This window comes from Amycolatopsis sp. (assembly GCF_035276945.1).
Classification (GTDB): domain Bacteria; phylum Actinomycetota; class Actinomycetes; order Mycobacteriales; family Pseudonocardiaceae; genus Amycolatopsis_E.
Genome location: NZ_DATELF010000178.1, coordinates 1 through 22,551, shown reverse-complemented (window position 1 = coordinate 22,551; position 22,551 = coordinate 1). Strand labels below are relative to the sequence as shown.

Annotated in this window: 15 protein-coding genes; 10 read left to right on the top strand and 5 right to left on the bottom strand. The window is 68.8% G+C overall.

Features of this window, described 5'->3' with window-relative positions:
* Positions 1 to 62: 62 nt before the first annotated feature.
* On the bottom strand, positions 63 to 2,726 hold the full coding sequence (locus VJT49_RS33040; RefSeq protein WP_324168914.1) for a cation-transporting P-type ATPase: 2,664 nt from the start codon (positions 2,724 to 2,726) through the stop codon (positions 63 to 65).
* Between the two features lie 319 nt (positions 2,727 to 3,045).
* On the opposite strand from VJT49_RS33040, the gene VJT49_RS33035 reads away from it, so the two are divergent.
* The 4 genes from VJT49_RS33035 to VJT49_RS33020 all read left to right on the top strand — a co-directional run bounded on the left by VJT49_RS33035 (position 3,046) and on the right by VJT49_RS33020 (position 8,022).
* Positions 3,046 to 5,904 (top strand): GNAT family N-acetyltransferase, encoded by a 2,859-nt coding sequence (locus tag VJT49_RS33035; protein WP_324168913.1) that lies wholly within the window; start codon positions 3,046 to 3,048, stop codon positions 5,902 to 5,904.
* A 19-nt stretch (positions 5,905 to 5,923) separates the two neighbouring features.
* Positions 5,924 to 6,589, top strand: a complete 666-nt coding sequence (locus VJT49_RS33030) for a CBS domain-containing protein (protein ID WP_324168912.1) — start codon at positions 5,924 to 5,926, stop codon at positions 6,587 to 6,589.
* 231 nt (positions 6,590 to 6,820) lie between these two features.
* Positions 6,821 to 7,420 carry a hypothetical protein gene (locus VJT49_RS33025; protein ID WP_324168911.1) on the top strand — a complete coding sequence of 200 codons (600 nt, stop codon included), beginning with the start codon at positions 6,821 to 6,823 and terminating at the stop codon, positions 7,418 to 7,420.
* Positions 7,421 to 7,431: 11 nt separating this feature from the next.
* Positions 7,432 to 8,022, top strand: coding sequence for an HPP family protein (locus VJT49_RS33020; RefSeq protein WP_324168910.1), 591 nt, complete (start codon positions 7,432 to 7,434; stop codon positions 8,020 to 8,022).
* A 104-nt stretch (positions 8,023 to 8,126) separates the two neighbouring features.
* On the opposite strand, the gene VJT49_RS33015 is transcribed toward VJT49_RS33020, so the two are convergent.
* Positions 8,127 to 9,134 carry a zinc-binding alcohol dehydrogenase family protein gene (locus tag VJT49_RS33015; RefSeq protein WP_324168909.1) on the bottom strand — a complete coding sequence of 336 codons (1,008 nt, stop codon included), beginning with the start codon at positions 9,132 to 9,134 and terminating at the stop codon, positions 8,127 to 8,129.
* Between the two features lie 106 nt (positions 9,135 to 9,240).
* Between VJT49_RS33015 and VJT49_RS33010 the strand changes: the two genes are divergently transcribed.
* Entirely contained in the window at positions 9,241 to 10,074 is an 834-nt protein-coding gene (locus tag VJT49_RS33010) for a universal stress protein (RefSeq protein ID WP_324168908.1), read from the top strand.
* Positions 10,075 to 10,541: 467 nt separating this feature from the next.
* Here VJT49_RS33010 and VJT49_RS33005 read toward each other — a convergent pair whose 3' ends face one another.
* Genes VJT49_RS33005 through VJT49_RS32995 form a run of 3 tightly spaced genes read right to left on the bottom strand, consistent with a single transcriptional unit; the run spans position 10,542 to position 12,601 of the window.
* Positions 10,542 to 10,718: a hypothetical protein gene (locus VJT49_RS33005; protein ID WP_324168907.1), complete on the bottom strand. Its 177-nt coding sequence runs from the start codon at positions 10,716 to 10,718 to the stop codon at positions 10,542 to 10,544.
* Positions 10,715 to 11,044 (bottom strand): DUF779 domain-containing protein, encoded by a 330-nt coding sequence (locus VJT49_RS33000; RefSeq protein ID WP_324168906.1) that lies wholly within the window; start codon positions 11,042 to 11,044, stop codon positions 10,715 to 10,717. The genes VJT49_RS33005 and VJT49_RS33000 overlap by 4 nt, the downstream gene beginning before the upstream one ends.
* Positions 11,045 to 11,080: 36 nt before the next feature.
* On the bottom strand, positions 11,081 to 12,601 hold the full coding sequence (locus VJT49_RS32995; protein WP_324168905.1) for an aldehyde dehydrogenase family protein: 1,521 nt from the start codon (positions 12,599 to 12,601) through the stop codon (positions 11,081 to 11,083).
* 149 nt (positions 12,602 to 12,750) lie between these two features.
* Here VJT49_RS32995 and VJT49_RS32990 point away from each other — a divergent pair, with 149 nt between their 5' ends.
* The 5 genes from VJT49_RS32990 to VJT49_RS32970 all read left to right on the top strand — a co-directional run.
* A complete protein-coding gene (locus tag VJT49_RS32990) occupies positions 12,751 to 13,503 on the top strand; it encodes a sigma 54 modulation/S30EA ribosomal C-terminal domain-containing protein (RefSeq protein ID WP_324168904.1) in 753 nt (250 codons plus the stop codon).
* Between the two features lie 100 nt (positions 13,504 to 13,603).
* Positions 13,604 to 14,614, top strand: coding sequence for a zinc-dependent alcohol dehydrogenase (locus VJT49_RS32985; RefSeq protein WP_324168903.1), 1,011 nt, complete (start codon positions 13,604 to 13,606; stop codon positions 14,612 to 14,614).
* Positions 14,615 to 15,541: 927 nt separating this feature from the next.
* Positions 15,542 to 16,258, top strand: a complete 717-nt coding sequence (locus tag VJT49_RS32980) for a toll/interleukin-1 receptor domain-containing protein (protein ID WP_324168902.1) — start codon at positions 15,542 to 15,544, stop codon at positions 16,256 to 16,258.
* 3 nt (positions 16,259 to 16,261) lie between these two features.
* The gene (locus VJT49_RS32975) at positions 16,262 to 20,149 is read left to right on the top strand and encodes a WD40 repeat domain-containing protein (RefSeq protein WP_324168901.1); all 3,888 of its coding nucleotides are present in this window, start codon (positions 16,262 to 16,264) and stop codon (positions 20,147 to 20,149) included.
* A gap of 758 nt (positions 20,150 to 20,907) precedes the next feature.
* A partial coding sequence (locus VJT49_RS32970; protein ID WP_324168900.1) for an NERD domain-containing protein occupies positions 20,908 to 22,551 on the top strand: 1,644 nt, incomplete at its 3' end.

Genomic DNA, 22,551 nt, shown 5'->3' with positions numbered 1-22,551 from the left:
GCAGCGCCGCCCGGCCGGCTCGCGCATCGGGGAGCACGCCGATCACCGGGGCACCCACGGTGTCACGTACTGGGAACCTCGCGTTCGTGGCGGCGGAGGAGCCAGCGGCGGATCTCGTCGGCTCCCCAGACGATGAACGGGAACGGCAGGACCAGTGCGAGCATGTCCGGGCCGAGTGCCGCGGTGCCGAGCACGGCCTGGATCGGCGGAACATAGACGAGCAGCGCGGCCAGCGCGAGTTCGAACACGATTCCCCACAGCAGCAACGGGTTCGAGAACACGCCGATCGAACGCAGCGAGGCTCGTTCGGTGCGCGCGGCGAACGCGGTGCCGATCTGGCCCGCGATCATACCGACGAAGGTCATCGTGGTGGCCTGCTGATAGGCGTGGTGCAGCGGCGTACCGGCGCCGGTCTCCTCGCCGGGATGCCAGCCGGCCTTGATCAGTACGTAGAAGAAGCCGAGCATCTGCAGGGCCGCGCAGATCACGCCGAGGAACAGCCAGGCGCGCAACAACATCGGGGTGGTGATCACGCCTTGACCGCGTTTGCGCGGTGGTTTGTTCATCAGGCCGGGTTCGGCCGGTTCGCGGCCCAGCGCCAGCGCGGGCAGGGTTTCCGTGCCGACGTCGAAGGCCAGCAGCTGCAGGACGGTCAGTGGCAGGGGAATCGCACCGCCGGCGAGCGCGAAGACGAGGAACGGCGTGATCTCCGGGGTGGTGTGGGCGAAGATGTAGACGATGAACTTGCGGATGTTGTCGTAGACCTGACGCCCGGCGCGCACCGCGGTGGTGATGGTGGCGAAGTTGTCGTCGGTGAGTACCATCGTCGAGGCCTCGCGGGCGACATCGGTGCCGGAGCGCCCCATGGCGATGCCGATGTCCGCGCTGCGCAGGGCGGGTGCGTCGTTGACGCCGTCTCCGGTCATCGCGACGATGTGGCCGCCCGCGCGCAAGGCGTCGGCGATGCGCAGCTTGGCTTCGGGGGAACTGCGGGCGAAGATCAGTTCTTCGGCGTCGCGCAGGAGGTTTTCCAGCTCCGCGTCGGTCATCCGGTCGAGCTGCTCGCCGGTGATCACGGTCGGGTGGTCGGAGGTGATGCCGACCTGCGCCGCGATGGCGGTGGCGGTCAGGCCGTGGTCGCCGGTGATGACGATGATCCGGATGCCGGCGGCGCGACAGTCGGCCACGGCCTGGGCGACCTCGGGCCGTGGCGGGTCGATCATGGCGACCAGCCCGATCAGCGACAGGTCGCGCTCGGCTTCGTCGCGCCGCCGGGGAACCGAGTCCAGCCGCCGTTCGGCGACCGCGAGCACGCGCAGTCCTTGCCGCGCTTGCCGTTCCACGACCGATTCGAGCTCACGGCGTTTGTCGGCGGTCATCGGCAGCGGTGCGCCGTCGGTGACAACCGTGGTGCAGTGCGGGAGCACGGATTCGGGTGCCCCTTTGGTGTGCAACCACAACCCACCCCCGCGCTCATCCACGGTGGACATCAACTTGAGTGCGGGGTCGAAGTGGAACAGATGGTGCCGGCGGGCCGGCCGCCGTTCCGGATCGACGTGCTCGCCGAGTTCGGCGGCGGAGTCGAGTAACGCGATCTCGGTTGGATCGCCCGCACCCGGCTGGGCGTTGTTGCAGGCGGCCATGGCGATGGCGAGCCTGCGGCGCGGGTCTTCGCCCGGCTCGGTCTGGATCTCGGTGACCCGCATCCGGTTCTCGGTGAGTGTGCCGGTCTTGTCGGTGCAGATCACGTCCGTGGAGCCCAGCGTTTCCACCGCGGAGAGCCGTTTCACCACCGCACCCCGCCGGACGAGGCCGCGTACGCCCATGGCCAGCGCGAGCGTGATGACCGGCAACAAACCCTCGGGCACGTTGCCCACGAGCAGCCCGACCGCGAACACCACGGCGTTGGCCAGCGACAGCCCGGCGCCGGCGGTGGCGACCGGGATGAACGCGATGCCGAGCACGACCGAGACCAGCGCGATCAGCCAGGCGATGCGGCGGACCTGTTTCTCCAGCAGGCTCTCGTCGCGGCCGACGCGTTCGGACAGCGCGGCGATCCGGCCGAGTTCGGTGTGCATGCCGGTGGCGAACACGACCGCGCGTGCCTCGCCCTCGGTGCAGGTGGTGCCGCTGAACACGAGATCGCGCGCCCGCAACAGCGGCACGTGTACGTCGGCCAGCTCGGCCGCGCGGTAGACCGGCATCGACTCACCGGTGAGCGTCGACATGTCCACCTCGACACCGCCGTCGAGCAGCCGCGCGTCGGCGGAGATCCGGTCGCCTTCGGAAATGATCAGTACGTCGCCAGGCACCAGCTCACCGGCGTCGATCTCGCGCGGCTGGCCGTCGCGCAGGACCTTGGCCCGCGTGGGCAGGAACGCCGCGAGCGCCTCGACCGCGCGTTCGGCCTGGGACTCCTGCGCGAACGCGAAGGCGGCGTTGAGCGCGATGACCACCACGATCGCGATGGCGACCGGCACGATGCCGACCAGCCAGGCCAGCCCGGCAGCGGCCCACAGCAGCAGCGCGAGCGGATGGATCAGTTGCTTGGCCAGCTCCCGTGGCCAGCGCCGGCCGCCGCGTCGGCGCAGCTCGTTCGGACCGAGCTGGACCAGCCGCCGCCGCGCTTCGCGCTCGGACAGCCCGGATCGCGAGCTGCGCAGATCCCGCATCAGCTGCTCGATGCGCTCCTCGGGGTCGATCCTGGTCTCCTCGACCATGGTCATGGGGCACTCCTCGAATCGGTTGCCTTCCAGGAGATCGCGGCGGCCGAGGAGAAGGAGAGCGGCGAAAGTCCCCTTCCTTGGAAGCCGAAGGCCCTCCGTCACCCGAGCGGGTGGTGGAGTGAGGAACGGTGTCCGGAGACAGGATCGCGGCAGACCGGTCGGGTTGGTCCGTATCACCTGGATATGCGGGAGGGTCCTCGGTCACTGTTCGGCGGGGACCGTCGTCATCGAGATCGGGGCTGTCCTGCCATGCCCGCCATCCCCCTCGCGGGTGTGTGCTGATAGCGCAGACGAACCCGAACCGAAGGGCTGACAGTCGATGATCACCGATCACGCCGCGAACGCGGTGCTGGCCGATGGTGAGGTGGTGGGCATCCGTGCCTTGCGGCCCGCCGACGCCGACGCCGTATTGGCGTTACACGAGGGGCTCGACGAGCGCGACCGGTACCTGCGGTTCTTCGGCGGTGCAACGTCCGGACTGGACAAGCTGGCCCACCGGATCTCGGCGGAGACCAACGCCGGGCATGCGGCGGTGGGAGCCTTTCAAGGGGGTCTGGGGGCTTGCCCCCAGCGGGGGCGTGGGGGCTTTGCCCCCACAGGACACAGCGGTCTGGGGGCTTGCCCCCAGCGGGGGTGTGAGGGCCCGGCCCCCACAGGACACAGCGGTCTGGGGGCTTGCCCCCAGCGGGGGCGTGGGGGCTTTGCCCCCACAGGACACAGCGGTCTGGGAGCTAGCCCCCAGCCAGGGCGTGAGGGCCCGGCTTCCACAAGGCAGGGCGAGCGGCTGATCGGGGTCGCACATTACGAAGTGGACGGCGACCCGACCGAGGCCGAAGTGGCCCTGGCCGTCGATTCCCGGGCACAGGCGCACGGCGTGGGCACGCTGCTGCTGGAATACCTGGTGTCGACCGCGCGCCGGTATGGTCTGCGGCGGCTGGTCGGCGAGGTGCTGGCCGAGAACGTCCGGATGCTCCAGGTCTTCTCGGATCTGGGCCTGCCCTTTCGCACCGACGTGACCGGGCCCGAACTCGAGTTCGTGATCTCCCTGGATACCTGCGAGTCCTATTTGGACGCTCTCACCGCACGAGAGGGCGCCGCGGACGCGGTCAGCCTGCGCGCGGTGCTGAACCCGGCGTCGGTCGTCGTGGTCGGCGCTTCCCGCGGCTCCGGCTCGATCGGGCACGCGGTGTTGCGCAACATCATCGACGGCGGCTACCGCGGCCGGTTGTTCGCGGTGAACCCCCGAGCGGACAAGGTTCTCGGCGTCCCGTGCTCGGCCACGGTGACCGAGCTGCCGATCGCCCCGGAACTCGCGGTGATCTGCGTGCCGGCGGTGGCCGTGCCGGACGTGATCGTGCAATGTGGAGAGAAAGGTGTCCGGGCCGCGGTGGTGATCTCGGCCGGGCTGACCGGGAACGAGGCCGGAGGCCGGGTGGCCGACGCGGCCCGGAAGTACGGGATCCGGCTGGTCGGCCCGAACTGCGTCGGCGTCGCCAACTCCGGCATCGCGCTGAACGCGACGTTCGTGCCGGGCGGCGTGCCCGCGGGCCGGGTCGGCGTGGTCAGCCAGTCCGGCGGGTTCGGCATCGCGTTGCTGGAGTCGTTGCGGCAACTGGGCGTCGGTGTGTCGAGCATGGTCTCCACCGGCGACAAGTACGACGTCAGCGGCAACGACCTGCTGATGTGGTGGCAGCGCGACCCCGGCACCGAGATCGCCGTGCTGTACCTGGAATCCTTCGGCAACCCACGCAAGTTCGGCCGCCTCGCCTCGTCGCTCGCCCGCGAGAAGCCGGTGCTCGCCATCAGGACCGGAAGTACCGAGATCGCCCGTCGCGCGGCCGCCTCGCACACCGCCGCCGCGGCCACTCCGGCGGTGACCCGGGACGCGCTCTACGAGCAGGCGGGCGTGATCGCCGTCGATACGGTGACGGAACTGGTGGACGCGGTCGCGGCCCTGTCCTGGCAGCCGCTGCCCGCGGGCAACCGCGTCCTGGTGATCAGTAACGCCGGTGGCGCGGGGGTGCTCGCCGCGGACGCGTGTGCCCGTAACGGCCTCGCGCTGCCCGAACTGAGCGAGACGACCACCGAACGCCTGCGTGACCTGCTGCCCGATCAGGCGTCCGTGCGGAACCCGATCGACACCACCGCCGCGGTCGGCGCCGAGAAGTTCCGGGCCTGCCTGGACGTGGTGCTGGCCGACGAAAGGGTGGACGCGGTGATCGCGGCCACGGTGGCCACCGCGCTCGGCGATCCGATCACCACCGTCACGGACCTCGCCTCGGACAAGCCGGTGCTGGCCGTCCGATTCGGGCAGCTCAGCCACGTCGCTCCGCTCACGGATTCGGCCGGCGAGACGAAGACCGCCGCCTACGCCGACCCCGCTGGTGCGGCCGCCGCACTCGGCCACCTGGCCCGCTACGCCGCCTGGCGCGCCGAGCCCAGCGGTGTCATGCCCGATCTGCCGGGCATCGACGCGGTCCGCGCGCAAGGGCTCCTCCGCGGCCGGCCGGCGGGCTGGCTGCCACCGGCGGAGACCGTGGAGTTGTTGCGGTGCTTCGGCATTCCCGTGGTCGACACCCGCTTCGTATCCAATGAGGATGATGCGGTCCAGGCTTTCGGCGAACTGCCCGGACCGGTCGCGATCAAGGCGTCCGTCGACGGCGTGGTGCACAAGAGCGCCGCCGGCGGTGTCGTGCTCGGCGTGGGCGACGAACACCAGGTGCGGAAGGTCATCCGCGAGTGGCGGCAGCGGTTCGGCACAGCTTGGCGGGGCGCGGTACTGCAGCCGATGGTCCCGCCCGGGCGGGAGCTGCTCGCCGGGATCTCCGGCGACGAGGTGTTCGGCCCGCTGGTCGTGTTCGGTCTCGGCGGGGTGGACACCGACCTGATCTCCGACCGCGCCGCCCGGCTGGCCCCGCTCACCGACACCGCCGCCGACCGGTTGCTGGGCGGACTGCGGTGCTCGGTGGAGCTGTTCGGCGAAGGGAAGCTGCCCACCGCCGCGATCCGGGACGTCCTGCTGCGCGTGAGCCGGCTGGCCGAATTGCTGCCGGAGGTCGCTGAACTGGACCTCAACCCGCTGGTCACGACGGACACCGGATGCGTCGTGCTCGACGCGCGAGTGCGGATCGAACCACGCACACCGGCCGACGCCTTCCTACGGCGGCTGCGGATCTGACCGACCAAGGAGTGAGGACATGAAAGAGCCCACGGTCGCCGACCTGATGACACACCCGGTCGTCACGGTCTCCGCGGCGACTCCGTTCAAGAACCTCGTCATGGTGCTGACGCACTACCGGATCGGTTCGGTGCCCGTGCTGGACTCCCATCAGCGCCCGATCGGCGTGGTGTCGGAGGCCGATCTGATGTCCAAAGAGGATCAGCGCGGCCGCGGTGAGCCGAAGTCCTGGTGGTCCGGACCAAAGCGCTGGACCCGGTTCAACAAGGCGCGTGGCACCACGGCGGCCGATCTGATGACCACGCCGGTGGTAACGATCCGTGCCGATGAGCCGGTCGGCGCGGCGGCCCGGCTGTTGACGTCGCGGAAGCTGCGGCGGGTGTATGTCGTGGAATCCTCGGGACAGCTGGTCGGCGTGCTGTCCAGACGGGATGTCCTGCACGTTTTCCTGCGCCAGGACGACGAGCTGCGGGCCGACATCGAGCGTGAGGTGCTGGCGCGGTGCCTGTGGGCGGACCCGGCGTTGACCGGCGTACTTGTCCAGGACGGCGAGGTCACGCTCAGGGGCAAGGTCGAGCTGCACAGCGAGGCCCGCCGAGCCGTCACCCTGACCGAGGCGATTCCCGGTGTCGTGGCCGTCTACAACGAACTCGAGTTCACCATCGACGACCTCGCCCCCGCCTGAAGCCGATGGTTCCAGAATCGCTTACGCCGCGCGGGGATACCTCCACCTCGAAGAACGAGTCTATTATGGACGAATCGTCTCGGCCGCACGCTCCGCGATCGCGTCCGCCCAGCGGCGGCGGCGCCCACCTCGGGACTTTGTCTCGCCGCTCGATGACCAACAGCCCTAAGGCCGTGCGCCACCGAAGACCAGGCTGAAAGCAACCGAGGAGTTCCCGAACGAGGAGAGGTCGTGGTGGCCGTGTCGATGTTTTCCCTACGGTGGTGGCGGTTGCGGTGCCTCGGCCGTTCTCCGCTGGTGCGCACCTGGGATCGGATGGAAACGGCGACGCTGGTCGTCATCGCGCTGGTGGTGTTGGTTTCCACGCCGTTCATCGGGCTGCTCGGCTCGACGGTATACGACCAGCAGCGGGCGCAGGCGGCGGAGCAGAGCGCGACCCGGCACGAGACCACCGCGACCCTGATCGCCGGCGCGATCCCGGAGACCTCCAGCCCACGGGCCATATCCATCGGTGGCACCTCGCCGGTGCCTGCCGTGTGGACGCTGCCCGACGGTTCGGAGAAGACCGGACCCGTGCCCGCGGACAGGGGCGCGACGGCGGGCACGAAGGTGACGGTCTGGCTGGACCAGACCGGGTCCGTGGTGGGCGCGCCGATCACCAGCGGCGACGCGGCCATGAACGCGATCACCGTGGCGATGCTGGCCTGGCTGGGGCTGCTGGCCATCGGCTCCGGCGCGTTCTCGCTCGCGCGGTGGGCACTGGATCGGCGGCGCTTCGCCAACTGGGACGGCGAATGGGAACGCATCGACACCAACCGAAGTCACTTCTGAAGGAGAAAGTTATGCGAGCACGCGACATCATGAGCACACCGGCCGTGACGGTGGCGCCGGAAACCCCGGTCAAGACCGCCGAGGCGATGTTGGCCCGCGAGGGGTTCACCGCGCTGCCTGTGCTGGACTCCGACGAGCAACTGGTCGGCATCGTGACCGAATCCGATTTCGTGGCCGACCGGTTCACCGGTGACAGCGCGATTGCCCGGCTGGTCGGCGACGTGATGACCACCTCGGTGCAGACCGCCGACGTCAACACCGACGTCGCGGCACTGGCCAGGACGATGCAGGACAACGGGATTCGCAGCGTTCCGGTGCTCGACCGGGGTCGCGTCATCGGCGTCGTGACGCGGCGCGACTTCCTGCGCGTGCTGGCCCGCCCAGACCAATTGCTTGCCAACGACGTGCGGGAACGGTTGGCGTTGTTCGGCGGCAAGGACCGGTGGAGGGTCGATGTGCACGACGGCGAGGCGATGATCCTCGACCAATTCGACAGCGAAGCCGACCGCCAGGTCGCGACCGTGCTCGCCGAGGGAGTGCCCGGCATCATCCGCGCCCGCTGCCACGTCGGCGAACTCGAGCACCAGGAAGATCCGGCCTGATCTCGTGCCGGGCATGCTCGGCGTGAAGAACCGGCTCGACCACGTATGGAACGACGAGTGACGTGGGCGCGATTACGCCTGGCTCGTCGATGCCACCTCATGATTCAGGTTGCGTCCGGGATGAGCACGGCCGCGCCCGTGACCCGGTCGGCGGCGAGATCGTCGAGCGCGCGATCGGCCTTGCCCAGCGGGTACGGACTGGTGACGATTCGCAGCCGGTGCTCGCCGGCGAAGGCGAGGAAGTCGCGGGCGTCTTCCCTGGTGTTCGCGGTGACGCTGCGCACCTGGCGTTCCTGGAAGAGGTGCCGCTGGTAGTTCAGGGTGGGGATGTCGGTCAGGTGGATCCCGGCGATGGCCAGGGTGCCGCCGCGATCCAGCGCCTCCAGCGCGGGCGGCACGAGGTCGCCGGCCGGGGCGAACAGGATCGTCGAGTCCAGCGGCTCGGGTGGCGGGTCCGCGGCCGCGCCCGCCGAGGCCGCGCCCAGCTCCAGCGCCAGCGCGCGGGCCTCGGCACTGCGTGTCATGACGTGCACGGTGGCGCCCTGTGCGAGGGCGACCTGAGCGGCGAGATGCGCGCTGGCACCGAAGCCGTAGATACCCAGGCGCCCACCGGAAGGCAGCCCGGCCCGCCGCAGCGCGCGGTAGCCGATGATGCCCGCGCACAGCAGCGGGGCCAGCTCCGAGTCGGAATAGCCGGACGGCAGGTGGTGGGCGTAGGCGGCCGGAACGGTAGCGAAGTCGGCGTAGCCGCCGTCGGCGTCCCAGCCGGTGTAGGTGGACCGGGGGCACAGGTTCTCCTCGCCGCGACGGCAGTATCGGCAGGTGCCGCAGGTGCCGCGCAACCACGCGATACCGACCCGATCGCCTGGCCCGAACCCGGTGACCCCGGCACCCAGCCCGGCCACCACGCCGACCACTTCGTGACCGGGCACCACGCCCGCCTTGTGCACGGGCAGGTCGCCCTCGACCACGTGCAGGTCGGTCCGGCACACCCCGCAGGCCAGCACGCGCACGAGCAGTTCACCCGCGCCCGGCTCGGGGCGGGCTTGTTCGCGGAGTTCGAACTCGCGAGTCCCGGGATCGCCGGGCTGAACCACTCGCCACGCATACATGTCGCCATTTTCCGGCCAGCCGGTCCCGCCCCGAAAGGGGCTAAGGGCCTCGCTCCCGGTGACCGCCGACCATGCGGGCGGGCCCTGGCTCGGTAAGGATGGAACCATGACGATTCTCGTGGGTGTCGATGGCTCGCCCTCGTCGCTGCACGCGGTCCGCTGGGCCGCCACCGAGGCCGTGCGCAGGCGGGTGCCGGTGCGGCTGTTGTCCGTCTGCCCGGCCGATGCGCAGGTAGAGCAGGGACATCAGGTGTTGCGGGCGGCCGAATCCCTGGCGCGCGAGGCCGCGCCCGGTGCCGAGGTCCGGCAGGAGCTGCGGGTCGGTCTCGCGGCCGCGCTGCTGATCGAGGAATCCGCGGCGGCCGGTTTGGTCGTGCTGGGGTCGCGGGGGCTGGGCGGGTTCGCCGGGATGCTGGTGGGATCGGTGTCCTCCGGGGTGGCCGCGCACGGGCGGTGTCCAGTGGTCGTGGTGCGTGGCCGGACGCTCGAGGATCCGCCCCCGGCCGGTGGTCCGATCGTCGTCGGCGTGGATGGGTCGGCGGTGTCGGACGCCGCCGTGGAGTTCGCGTTCGACGAGGCGCGGCTGCGTGGCGTGCCGCTGGTGGCGGTGCACACCTGGACCGACATGTCCGCGGGCGAGACGTGGTCGGTGCTGCCGCTGGACATCGACTACGAGGCGGTCGCCAAGGACGAGGAGCGCCTGCTGGCCGAGCGGATGACCAGCTGGCGGCAGAAGTATCCCGATGTCGAGGTGAGCGCACAGGTCGTGCGAGACCGGCCGGTGCGCGGGTTGCTGGCGGCGGCCGAGCAGGCCCAGCTGATCGTGGTGGGCTCGCGCGGCCGCACCGCACTCACCGGCATCGGCCTCGGCTCCACCAGCCAAGCCCTCCTCCACCACAGCACCTGCCCCGTCGCCGTCGCCCGCTCGATCAGCTCGTGAGGACATGACGCGTTCTGAGCGCCGGGTAGTTCGGGCTCGGTCTCCAGCGCTCCTTCATGTGCTACTTCCGCTTCGGGTCCGCTCCTCTCGGCGCCGCACCACGGATGGCGGCGGCCGCGGCCCAGACGGTGACGCCGACGCTGATCAGGGCGGCAAGGGAGGATCGCACCTCCCTCACGAGCAACTGCTCGCGCGTGCCGACGGTGACCGCCGCGACTGGCACCCCAAGCTGAGCGCGTCCATCGACTGGGCGCACGGCAACTGGCGGGGCAACCGGTCCAGGCTCACCGCGGCCACGCCACGCTCCACCCACTGCCGTAGGCACTCAGCACGCTCGCCCGGCCGTAAGAGGCCGACCAGCACCAGCCCTGCTCTGTCTGTTCGGACTCCGGCGGCGAGAGGCGGACCACGATGTCCGCGCGGTGGACCACGTCCTACCGCGGCACAACGGTAGCGCCGACCTCCCCCTACGCGCCGTCCGGGAACCGAGCGCCTTCCCCGGCGCCGGCTTCCACGAGCGCCTCTGTGTCGTCTGTGTCGTCTGTGGCGTCTCGGCCGGCCGCGCACAACGAGGCCACGACCTCGGGAACCAGCGCGACACGACGTTCGCCCGGTTCGTTCTCCTTGATCACTCCGGTTTTCATGACTTTCCCCCTGTGGTGACGAACCGCAGCCCGTCACCGGCGGAAAGTGAGAAACCCTCGGCGTGCCCGGGCGCGACGTCGAGCACCAGGCTCATCCCACCCCAGGCTTTGTGCAGTGCCGCGTCGATGTAGAACGGGCACCCTTCGATCTCGCCGAGCAGCAGGTCGTTCGAGCCGACCGGGAACTCGCCCTCGTCGAAGCACATGGGTACGCTCCCCGCACAGCACCCGGCGGACTGCACGAACATCACGGGACCGCCCCGGGCGGCGCGCAGACGTCGGACCGCGTCACGCGCCGCCCGGGTCGCGGTAAGGACCTCACCCATCAGTATTCTCCGCGGCCCCTGGGTTCTTGAGTTCCATCAGAACAGTCCGAGCGGCTTTTCGCTGCGGCTGACCAGCAGGTTCTTGGTCTGCGTGTAGTGGTCCAGCATCATCTTGTGGTTCTCCCGTCCGATACCGGAGATCTTGTAACCACCGAAGGCCGCGCCCGCCGGGTACTGGTGGTAGCAGTTCGTCCACACGCGACCGGCCTTGATCGCCCGGCCCATCCGGAAGGCACGGTTGCCGTCGCGGGTCCACACCCCGGCGCCAAGGCCGTAGAGCGTGTCGTTGGCGATGGTCAGCGCGTCATCCTCGTCTTTGAAGGTGGTGACGGCGAGCACCGGTCCGAAGATCTCCTCCTGGAACACGCGCATCCTGTTGTGTCCCTTGAGGATGGTCGGGGCGTAGTAGTAGCCGTCGGAGAACTCGCCGCCGGGGTTGACGCGATGGCCGCCGACGAGCACCTCGGCACCCTCCGCCCGGCCGACGTCCACATAGGACTCTATCTTGTCCCGCTGCTGGGCGGAGACCTGCGGGCCGATCATGGTCTCGGTGTCCAGCGGGTTGCCCTGCTTGATCTGCTCGATCCGGGCCAGCGCGCGGGCGATGAACTCGTCGTAGATCGACTCCTGGATCAGGGCGCGCGACGGGCAGGTACAGACCTCGCCCTTGTTGAACGCGTAGAGCACCAGACCTTCGACGGCCTTGTCCAGGAAGCTGTCGTCCTTGGCGGCGACGTCTTCGAAGAAGATGTTCGGCGACTTCCCGCCCAGCTCCAGCGTGACCGGGATGAGGTTCTGCGCGGCATAGGTCATGATCAGCCGGCCGGTCACGGTCTCCCCGGTGAAGGCGACCTTGGCGATCCGCGGGTTGGCCGCCAACGCCTTGCCGATCGCCCCGCCCGGGCCGGTGACGATGTTGAGCACACCGGGAGGCAGCGCGTCGCCGATCACCTCGGCCAGCTTGAGAATCGACCACGGCGTCGGCGACGCCGGCTTGAGCACCGAGCAGTTGCCCGCGGCCAGCGCCGGTGCGAGCTTCCAGGCGGCCATCAGCAGCGGGAAGTTGAACGGGATGATCTGGCCGACCACGCCAAGCGGCTCGCGGAAGTGGTAGGCGGTCAGGTCGGAGTCGATCTCGGTGATCGAGCCCTCCTCGGCGCGAATCGCCGAGGCGAAGTAGCGGAAGTGTTCGGCGGCCAGCGGAATGTCCGCGGCCAGCGTCTCGCGCACCGGCTTGCCGTTCTCCCAGCTCTCGGTGACCGCCAGCATCTCGGCGTTCGCCTCGATGGCGTCCGCGACGGCGTTCAGCACCTTCGCCCGGTTGGCGTGCGAGGTCTGGCCCCAGGCGTCCTTCGCGGCGTGCGCGGCGTCCAGCGCGAGTTCGATGTCCGCCGGGGTCGAGTCGGCGACCTCGCAGATGGGCTGCGCGGTGGCCGGGCTCAGGTTGAGCTTGTACTTGCCCTCGGTCGGCGTCAGCCACTTGCCGCCGATGAAGTTGTCGTAACGTGATTCGACGGCCACGATGCTGTCTTTTCGGCCCGGTGCAACAAATTTCACGGCGAGACTCCTTCTGATCAGCCAACGGTCCTGATCCACTCAAGCCGTGTCCACAGTGGCGCTACAGAGTCTCGGGTCGCCGCCTTCAGGGTCTTCGGTCCCTATCCGGACGGGTGGCTCCGACGTAGCACAGTGACATGAGCAGTGGCATGACGCAAGACACCCGCCAAGAAGCCCTCGACGTCGAAGTCACCACCCACGGCCGGCTGCCCGGCGCGGACGAATACGCCCGGGCCAAGATCGCCGCGCTGCCACGTCTCGCGCACCGCCCGGTGCTCTCCGCCCGGGTGACGCTGACCAGGCACGGCGATCCCGCGGTGGCCCGCCCGGTGGTCGCACAGGCCAACCTGGACGTCACCGGCCGGGTAATCCGCGCCCATGCCGAGGCCGGCACGGCGCGAGAAGCGATCGACCTGCTCGACGCCCGGCTGCGCAGGCAACTGGCACACATCGGAAAGCATTGGGAGACCTGGCACAAGACCCGCAATAAGCCGCGCGGCAGGGAAAACGAAGTAAAGCCCGAAATCGTGGCGCACAAGTCCTTCAGCGCCCACCGGTGCACCGTCGACGAGGCCGAGCGCGAGCTGGGCCTGCTCGACTACGACTTCCACCTGTTCACCGAGTCGGGCAGCGGCCAGGACGCCGTCCTCTACCGGGCCGAGCCTGCCGGCTTCCGGCTGGCCCTGCTGGCACCGCCCGGCGAACTCGCCGCGCACGAGCTACCGGTCACCACCAGCGACCAGCCCGCGCCGCTGCTCACCGCCGTCGAGGCGACCGAGCGGCTCGACCTGCTCGGCCTGCCGTTCCTGTTCTACCTCGACGCCGATCGTGGCCGTGGTGCGGTGGTCTACCACCGCACCGACGGTGACCACGGCCTCATCACCCCGGCCGACGAAACTTGAGGGAGCGAAGTCCCGGGTCCGGGGGACCTTCGGCCCTGTGGTCCCGGTCCACGATCGCGCGAGAGTCGGAGCTCCGGCAACCGGCGTCAAGGAGACACGCATGAAAGCGGCAGTAGTGCCCGAACTCGGGGCCAAACCTGAGATCCAGGATCTTCCAGTGCCCGAACCCGGGCCGGGTCAGGTGCTCGTGCGAATGGTGGCCAGTGGTATCTGCCACACCGACATTCATGCCGCGCACGGCGACTGGCCGGTCAAGCCGAACCCGCCGTTCGTGCCCGGTCACGAAGGTGTTGGCATTGTGGAGAAACTCGGTCCCGGTGCGGGTCTGCACGCGGTGGGTGACCGGGTCGCGATCGCGTGGCTGGGCTCGGCGTGCGGGAATTGCTCGTACTGCGTTTCCGGCTGGGAAACGCTCTGCGAGTCACAGCAGAACAGCGGTTACTCGATCGACGGCGCCTACGCCGAGTACGCGGTGGCCGACGACCGGTTCGTCGTCGCTGTTCCCGGCGAAGTGTCCTCTTTGGACGCCGCGCCGCTGACCTGCGCCGGGGTGACGACCTTCAAGTCCATCAAGGTTTCCCGCCTGCAGCCGGGCGAGACCGCGGTCGTGTTCGGCATCGGCGGGCTCGGGCACCTGGCCCTGCAGTACGCGCGGATCTTCGGCGCGCGGGTGATCGCCGTCGACCTCGAGGACGAGAAGCTGGAGCTGGCCACCAGCCTGGGCGCGGACCACGTGATCAACGCCCGCGACACCGATCCGGTCGAGGCGATTCAAGACCTCGGCGGCGCGGACGTGGCCGTCGCGCTCGCGTCCGCACCGAAGCCGTTCGAACAGGCCTTCTCGTCGTTGCGCCGCGGCGGGCGGCTGGTCTGCGTGGCGCTGCCCGCGAGCGGCACGATGAGCGTGCCGATCTTCGACACGGTGCTCGGCGGCAAGTCGATCATCGGCTCGATCGTCGGCACCCGGGCCGATCTCGCCGACGTGTTCAAGCTGCACGCCGCCGGCCGCACGAAGATCATCGCCGAGAGCCGTCGACTGGAGGACGTCAACGCCTGCTTCGACGACGTGCTCGCCGGCCGCGTGCCCGCCCGGCTGGTTTTCGAATTCTGAAGTGCCTCCTGACGTGGCCCTGCGTTCCCTGGGCTGGGAGACGACAACCGCGGTGCTGCCGGACACCGGCCGTCCCGAGCTCATCACCCGGGGTCACCAGCCCCGACCTGACGCGCGAGTCCACCTCTCAGTTCGGGCGAGTCCGGCCCTCGCGACACCCGAGTCGGTCTTTCGCGACACCCGAGTCCGGCTTTCGCGACACCGGTCCTCGCGACACCTGAGTTCCCTCTTCGTGGGCGAGGGAGCCTCAGCGTGCGCCAAAGCCGGACTCGCCCGTCATGGGAGCCCGACTCGCCCGTCACCAAAGCCGGACTCGCCCGTCACCAAAGCCCGACTCGCCGGCTGTGACCACCGACGAAATGGTGGCCTGACCTCGTCACCAGCCCGAGCAGTGGCCGACAGCTGGTTTCGGCTTTACGCTCACGCAACGGGGTGACATCGGCGATGTCAAGCGACTCGAGCCCGGGACCGGTAAGCAGTTGAGGGCGCGCCGGGGGATGTGGGTCGTACTCACCGTGTTCCTTTCCGGCTGTGGCGAGGGGCGGTGGATGAGACTGGACGCGCTGTGGCTGTCCCCTCACGCCGATGATTGACGAACAAGCCACCGGTTGCCACACATTCACCATATTGGTCGCTTATCCGGATGGACGGACGAAATTCGTATGTCGTCCTTGATCTGACCATCAATTGTCAACGCAACCGTTTCCGTGACCGTTGCGATGGGTGGAGTTGGCCAGGCAGGTCGATGTGACAGCGGTCGGTGGAGATCACCGTGGAGATCACGGTGTGGTTCCTGCGCCGACCTCTGGCCGACGGTACGCAATCTCGCGCGCCGTGCTGGTGAGCATGCGGACCACTTGATACGTTATGTGTGACCTGCACTGTCCAACGAAACTGGCGATCCAGAACTGTAGTGGAGGGATCTGGATGATCATCGGCGGCGACCCAGGAGGCAACCGTAGCCAGGTCGATCGAGCACCGAGGGTATTCGTGTCCTATGCACATGACACCGAACACCATAAAGCGCAGGTCCTGCAGTTCTGCCAACTGCTCCGCGATAACGGAATTGCGGCCACTCTGGATCGGTATGAAAGCAACGATCGCCAGGACTGGTACGAGTGGATGATCAGCCAGGTCAAGGAGGCCCATTACGTCGTGGTGATCGCGTCGCCGCGCTATCGAGCCGTCGGTGACGGCAACGCCCCCGCCGACCGCAACCGCGGTGTTCAGGCCGAAGTCGCGCTCCTGCGCGACCTGCTCTACGCGGATCGCCCCACCTGGACCCGCAGACTGCTTCCGGTCGTCCTGCCCGGCGCCTCGATCGACCACATTCCTTATTTTCTCCAGCCCTACTGCGCCAGCCGTTATGTGATTGCCGAGCTTTCTGTCCAAGGCATCGAGGATCTGCTCCGCGTGCTCACCGGCCAGCCCGCGTACCCCAGGACTGACCTCGGCAGCATTCCCGAGCTCCCTCCCGAATCTGGGCGCGACGACACCGACGCGTCGGATCAGACCCAGCCAGGACAGACTCGGCCGGGTCGGACCGATCATCACCCGATGGGGCCGGTCACGATGACCGCGACCACCGCAGACAGCAGCCGGGTGTACCAAGCAGGCCGAGACCAGCACATCACTGAGGGATGACCGATGCGCCCCGACGAAGCACCCGACGCGGATCCGGATCCGCAGGGAACTTCAGGCCAGGCAACTGCGGGCGAGGGAATACACCTGGAGGCACATGCTTCGGGGGAGGCCAGTATCCACCAAGCCGGCCGAGACCAGCACATCCACTATGTTGACGACACACATCACCGACTCCGGACGGCGTCGGGCTCGCTGGTGCGTGCCTGCCCCTATCCAGGGTTGGTGGCGTTCGGTCCGGAACAGGCCAAATGGTTTTTCGGGCGGGACGGACTGATCGCGGAGTTGACCGCCCGCCTGGACCAGCGCCTGCGTACCGGTGGCATGCAGGTGGTGGTGGCCCCGTCCGGGGCGGGGAAATCCTCGCTGCTGCGAGCTGGTCTGCTACCCAAACTCGAACAGGCCGCCCTGCCCGGGTCGGACCGGTGGCCGAAGCTGGCGTTGACCCCAGGCGCTGAGCCGGTATCGACGCTGGCCGTCCACATCGCGGCCCGGACCGGCGCCGAGCCGGGCGTGGTGACCGAGCAACTCATCGCCGACCCGCGAGAGTGCCTGTCGACACTGCGTCCATCACTCGGCGGCCCTCTTCCGGCGGTGCTGGTGGTGGATCAGTTCGAGGAACTGTTCACCCTGTGCACCGACGATCACCAGCGGCGCACGTTCATCGACCTGCTGACCCGCATCGCGGGCAGCCCACCAGACGTCGGTGCGAGCGCTGAGCCGGCGGGGTTGGTCATTCTGGGGCTACGCGCGGATTTCTATGCGACCTGCGTCGGCGACTCGCGATTGCGGGCCGCGTTACAGGACACTCCGCTGGTGGTCGGACCAATGTCCGAGGCTGAGTTGCGCGAGGCAATCGTCTTCCCCGCGCAGGACGTCGGCCTGGACATCGAGCCCGGTCTGGTCGAACTACTGCTTCGTGATCTGGGAGCCACGGCCCGGGTCGGCGCGGACGAGACAGGCGCCTACGAGGCGGGCCGGCTACCTCTGCTGGCGCATGCGCTCCGGGTCAGCTGGCAGAACCGGCACGGTGCCACCCTCACCGTGCTGGGCTACCAGGACACCGGCGGCATCCAGCATGCCGTCGCCACCACCGCCGACCAAGTATACGACGGTTTGGACGAGACCGGGCGTCGGTTGGCGCAGTCGTTGTTCCTGCGCCTGATCAAGGTCGGGGACGTAGCCGAGGACACGCGCCGACGGGTTCCCCGCGCCGAACTGGTGTGCGCCACCGCCGATCCGCCGAGGGCGGCGCTCGTCCTGGACGCGTTCACCCAGGCACGACTGCTCACCCTGCAACTCGACACCGCCGAGATCACCCACGAAGCCCTGCTGCACAGTTGGCCACGGCTGCGCCGTTGGATCGACGCCGACCGTGCCAGCCGACTGACCCACCAAAACCTGGAAGAATCTGCAGCGGCCTGGGAACGCGCCCACCGCGACCCTGCCCTGCTGTACCGGGGCAGCCAACTGGACACCGCGCACACCTGGGCCACCACCGCCGCACCCGGCGAACCGAGCCCCATCGCGCGGACATTCCTGGCCGCCGCCAGCCAGGCGCGACGCCGCGCCACCCGATGGAAGACCGGAATCACCGTCGCCCTCGCCGTGCTCCTGGTCGCAGCGGTGACCGCCGCCGTAGTTGCCTTCCAGCAACGCGGCGCAGCGCTGCAACAGCGCGACCTCGTCCTCTACAACCAGATCCTCGCCAACTCCGACCGGCTGCGTACCACCGATGTGTCCCTGTCGGCTCAACTCGCCCTGGTCGCACATCGGATCCGGCCCAGCGACGAAACGTACACACGACTGGTCACCGCCGCCGACTCCCCGCTGTCCACGCCCCTGACCGGTCACGCCAATGTTGTCGGCTCGGTGGCATTCAGCCCGGACGGGCACACCATGGCCACCGGCAGCAACGACTACACCATCCGGCTGTGGAACGTCGCCGACCCCACCAGGCCCACCGCCATCGGCCAACTGGCCGGCCACACCGATGGCGTCGCCGCGGTGGCGTTCAGCCCGGACGGGCGCACCCTGGCCACCGGCAGCGTCGACCGAACCGTCCGGCTGTGGAACGTCGCCGACCCCACCCGACCCATCGCCTTGGGCCAGCCCGACCCTGCCCGGCCGGCGGAGCAGGGCCGTCCCCTGACCGGCAATGTCGGTCGCATCACATCAGTGGCGTTCAGCCCCGACGGACATACGCTGGCTGCCGGGAATCTTGCGGCCAGCGGCGTGGGTGACCCGTTACCGGTGCTGCGGTTGTGGAACGTCTCGGACCCGGCCCGGCCCGTGCTGCTGAGCCAGCCCTTCATCAGCCACATTGAGGTCGACTCGGTGGCGTTCAGCCCGGACGGACACACCCTGGCCGCCAGCTGCGCCGACGGCGTGACTCGGTTGTGGAACATCGCCGACCCGACGCAGCCCATAGTTCTCGGCGAGCCGCTGACCGGCCACACCGACTACGCCTTCTCGGTGGCGTTCAGCCCGGACGGGCGCACCCTGGCCGTCGGCAGCCGGGACCAGTCGGTACAGCTGTGGAACGTCGCCGACCCCACCAGGCCCGCGCCCCTGGGCCGGCCACTGACCGGCCACACCGGTGGCGTCTACGCACTGGCGTTCAGCCCGGACGGGCGCACACTGACCGTCGGCTCCGGTGATTTCACGGTACGGTTGTGGAACTTCTCGGACCCGACCAGTCCCGCACCCCTAGGCCAGCCCCTAACCGGCCATACCGGCACCGTCAATTCGGTGGCGTTCAGCCCGGACGGACACACGTTGGCCACCGGCAGCGACGACCACACGGCCCGGCTGTGGCACCTGCCGTCCCCCTTGCTGACCGGCCACACCACCGTCTACTCGCTGGCCAACGCCGTCCACTCGGTGGCATTCAGCCCCAACGGTCGCACCCTGGCCGCCGGCACCATGGACAAGCTGGTACGACTGTCCAACGTCGCCGACCCGAGCCGACCCGCGTTTGTCGGCCAGCCGCTGCAAGGCCACACCCTTACCGTCTGCTCGGTGGCGTTCAGCCCGGACGGACACACATTGGCCACCGGCAGTTTCGACGGCACGGCCCGGTTGTGGAACGTCGCGGACCCGACCCGGCCAGCTGCCCTGGGCCAGCCTCTGACCGGCCACACCGACAACGTGTGCGCGCTGGCGTTCAGCCCCGACGGACATACACTCGCCACCGGCAGCCTGGACGACTCCGTGCAGTTGTGGAACGTGTCCGACCCGACGCGGCCCACGGCCCTGGGACCGCCCCTGACCATCTACGGCAGCTCCGTCAATTCGGTGGCGTTCAGTCCGAATGGCCGCATCCTGGCCGCCGGCACCCGGGATTCCACCGTACGGTTGTGGAACGTCGCCGACCCACGTCAGCCCACGCCCCTCGGGGCTCCCCTGACCGGCCACACCGACGCGGTTTATTCGGTGGCGTTCAGCCCCGACGGACATACCCTGGCCACCGGCAGCGCCGACGACACCGTCCGACTGTGGAACGTCGCCAACCCCAACCAGCCCACGGCACTGGGGGTGCCCCTGACCGGCCACACGAGCTACGTCGGCTCGGTGGCGTTCAGCCCCGACGGACATACCCTGGCCACCGGCAGCGCCGACCACACGGTCCGACTGTGGAATACCGCCGACCCCACCCGGCCCGCACCCCTCGGCCAACCCCTGACCGGCCACACCAGCGGCGTCAGTTCGGTGGCGTTCAGCCCGGACGGGCGCACACTGGCCACCGGCAGCGGCGATCAATCGATCCGCCTGTGGGACATGAATGTCGACCAGAACATCGAGCAGATCTGCGCCGCCACCAGAAACACCCTCACCACCGAGCAGTGGCAGCGCTACGTCAGCGACATCATTCCCTACCACCCCCCTTGCTGAGCGCGTGACCCATGCGGCCGCAACGGAAGCAGAACTTCGAGAGATTCTTGCAGTCAGTCGGCGAATGTTGGGTGATGGACACAAGCAAACCCTGACCACCCGTTTGGCCCAGATCGGGTCGTGCTTGTGGACGTCAACCCCTCATCGAAGCCTGTGTACGCGCGCACGAACAAACGACGAAGTCTTTTTCGTGCGCGCCAACAACACAACCAGGCAGTTGGGCATTGCCGAGGCACATGAGTACATCAGTTCAGGCTGGCCATCAGGGTAGACGCTGCCGAGGTGTGGGGGTGGCCACGACGGTACGTTGATCTCCAGTCGATGCCTCCCCCGAGCTGCGCACACCAACACGGGCACGCCGAACTCAGCGAAAGCGAGCAACTTACGAGGTTCGTCGGTCCGGCGTGATGGCATCCCGCCTTACTCGGCACCTTCGGCCCTCTCGAGGTCGCTCATGCCAGCTGTCGACATCAGTCCAGGACTCGGGCGGCACCCTGTGGAGAGACCGGCCAGCCTGTTGCGGTGCTGTCTCAGGGCAATCGAGGTCACAAGACCGGATCTCGACCTGCGCTGGTTGAGCGGCCCGACACGACGGCAAGCACTTCACACAGCACGTGCTTTGCATGCAATAGGCAGTGACGATGGCTGCGCGCTCGCCGCTGGGCACCGCTGCCGGGCGGGTTGCGCAGCAATCGCGCCTCGAAGCGCCTGACCACCCGGTATGGTCGCTGACGCACCGTGGTTGGAAGGATGGCGAGGTGGACTCGAACCGCTGGGTAGAGGTGAGCCCGTCCCAGTTCACCCACGAAGCTGAGGGACTGCGCCTGGTCAAGGAGCTCCTGCCGAACGTGGAACCCTTCCGCGCCTGGTCGAACTTCGAGTTCCGCGACACTCATGGCCGCTGGCACGAAGTCGACCTCGCAGTCCTAGGGCGCGACACGCTGCACCTCGTCGAGCTGAAGTACTACTCCGGTCGCCTGCGCGGTGACGACCACCGCTGGCTGCGGGACGGCCACCGCGCCGAGGACTCCCCGCTGAAGCTCGCCCACCGCAAGGCTCAGTACTTCGCCAGTCTCCTCAAAGAGCGGTTCCGTGAGCACCTGCGCTCGAAGGGGCAGCACAACGTCGACCTGCGCGACTACATCCCGTTTGTGCAGGAAGCGGTCTTTCTGCACCACCCGAACATGCGATGCGAGCTGCCGGGACACGCCAGGCGAGGGGTCTACGGGCTGGAGGGACAGGAGCATGTGTCCGGCCTGAAATCACTCTCGGAGCTTCTTCTCGCCCCAGCCCGTCATAGGCCGATCAGCGCGATCCAGTCAGCGATGTTCGCCCAGCTCATGGAGCAGATCGGGCTGGTGCCGAGGCGCCAGCGGGAGGTTGGCTCCTGGGTAATCGACGACGAGCCGCTCGGTGATGGGGCCGGATGGCAGGACTGGCCCGCCTTCCACCGGGTGACCACGACAGACCGATGCCGCATCCGCTTCTACATCCCCTCGCCGGGCAGCAGCTCGGCCGAAGAACGGAAGCTGGAACGCCAGGTCGAGCATGAGTACCGGCTGCTGTCGCGGTTGCGTCACGACGGCGTGCTGACCCCGCGGGACGTCGTGAAAGCCGAGCTGGGAACCGGTCTCGTCTACCCCGACGACAAGCGGCTGAACCGACTGGATCTGTGGTTCGCCGAGCAGGAGGACGGGCTGCCGCTCAAGCAGCAGCTCGACATCATCAGGCAGGTCGCCGAGGCCTTGCACTACGCGCATCGGCACCGCGTCGTGCACAGGGGGCTAGTGCCATCTGCGGTTGCGGTGCGTAAGCGGAGCGGCGACGGCTTGGCCGTCGTGGTCAGCGACTGGGAAGCGGCTGGCTCCGTGCCAGCCGCGAACAGCTCTCAGGTCACCAGCTCGGTCGTCGGCGACGGGTCAACCCCGAGCCCCATCGGTCGGGACTTCACCTACGAGGACGAGCTGTTCGAGGCCCCCGAAGGCAGGTGGGTGGCAGGCGCCGACCGCATACGCCTCGATGTGTTCGCGCTCGGGGTTCTGGCCTTCTACGTCCTTACCAACCAAGGACTCCCTGCCCAGGACCGGGGAGCGCTGGTCGATCGGCTTCGGCGAGACGGCGGGCTCGATGTGGCCGTGGAACTTCCGCAGGTGCCGTCCAAGGTCCGTAAGCTCGTGCTGGACGCGACGAACCCTCGCCCATCAGAGCGGACGGCCAGCGTCGCGGAGTTTCTCGAACAACTCGATGCAGCTGAGGAGGCGCTGTACGCACCGACGCTCGTCGAGGACGTGGATCCCCTCGATGCTGGCCCAGGTGCGCTGCTCGGCGGGCGCTACAAGTTCCTCCGCCGGCTCGGATCGGGGTCGACGGCGGTCGGACTGCTGGTGTCCGACGAAGCCGCC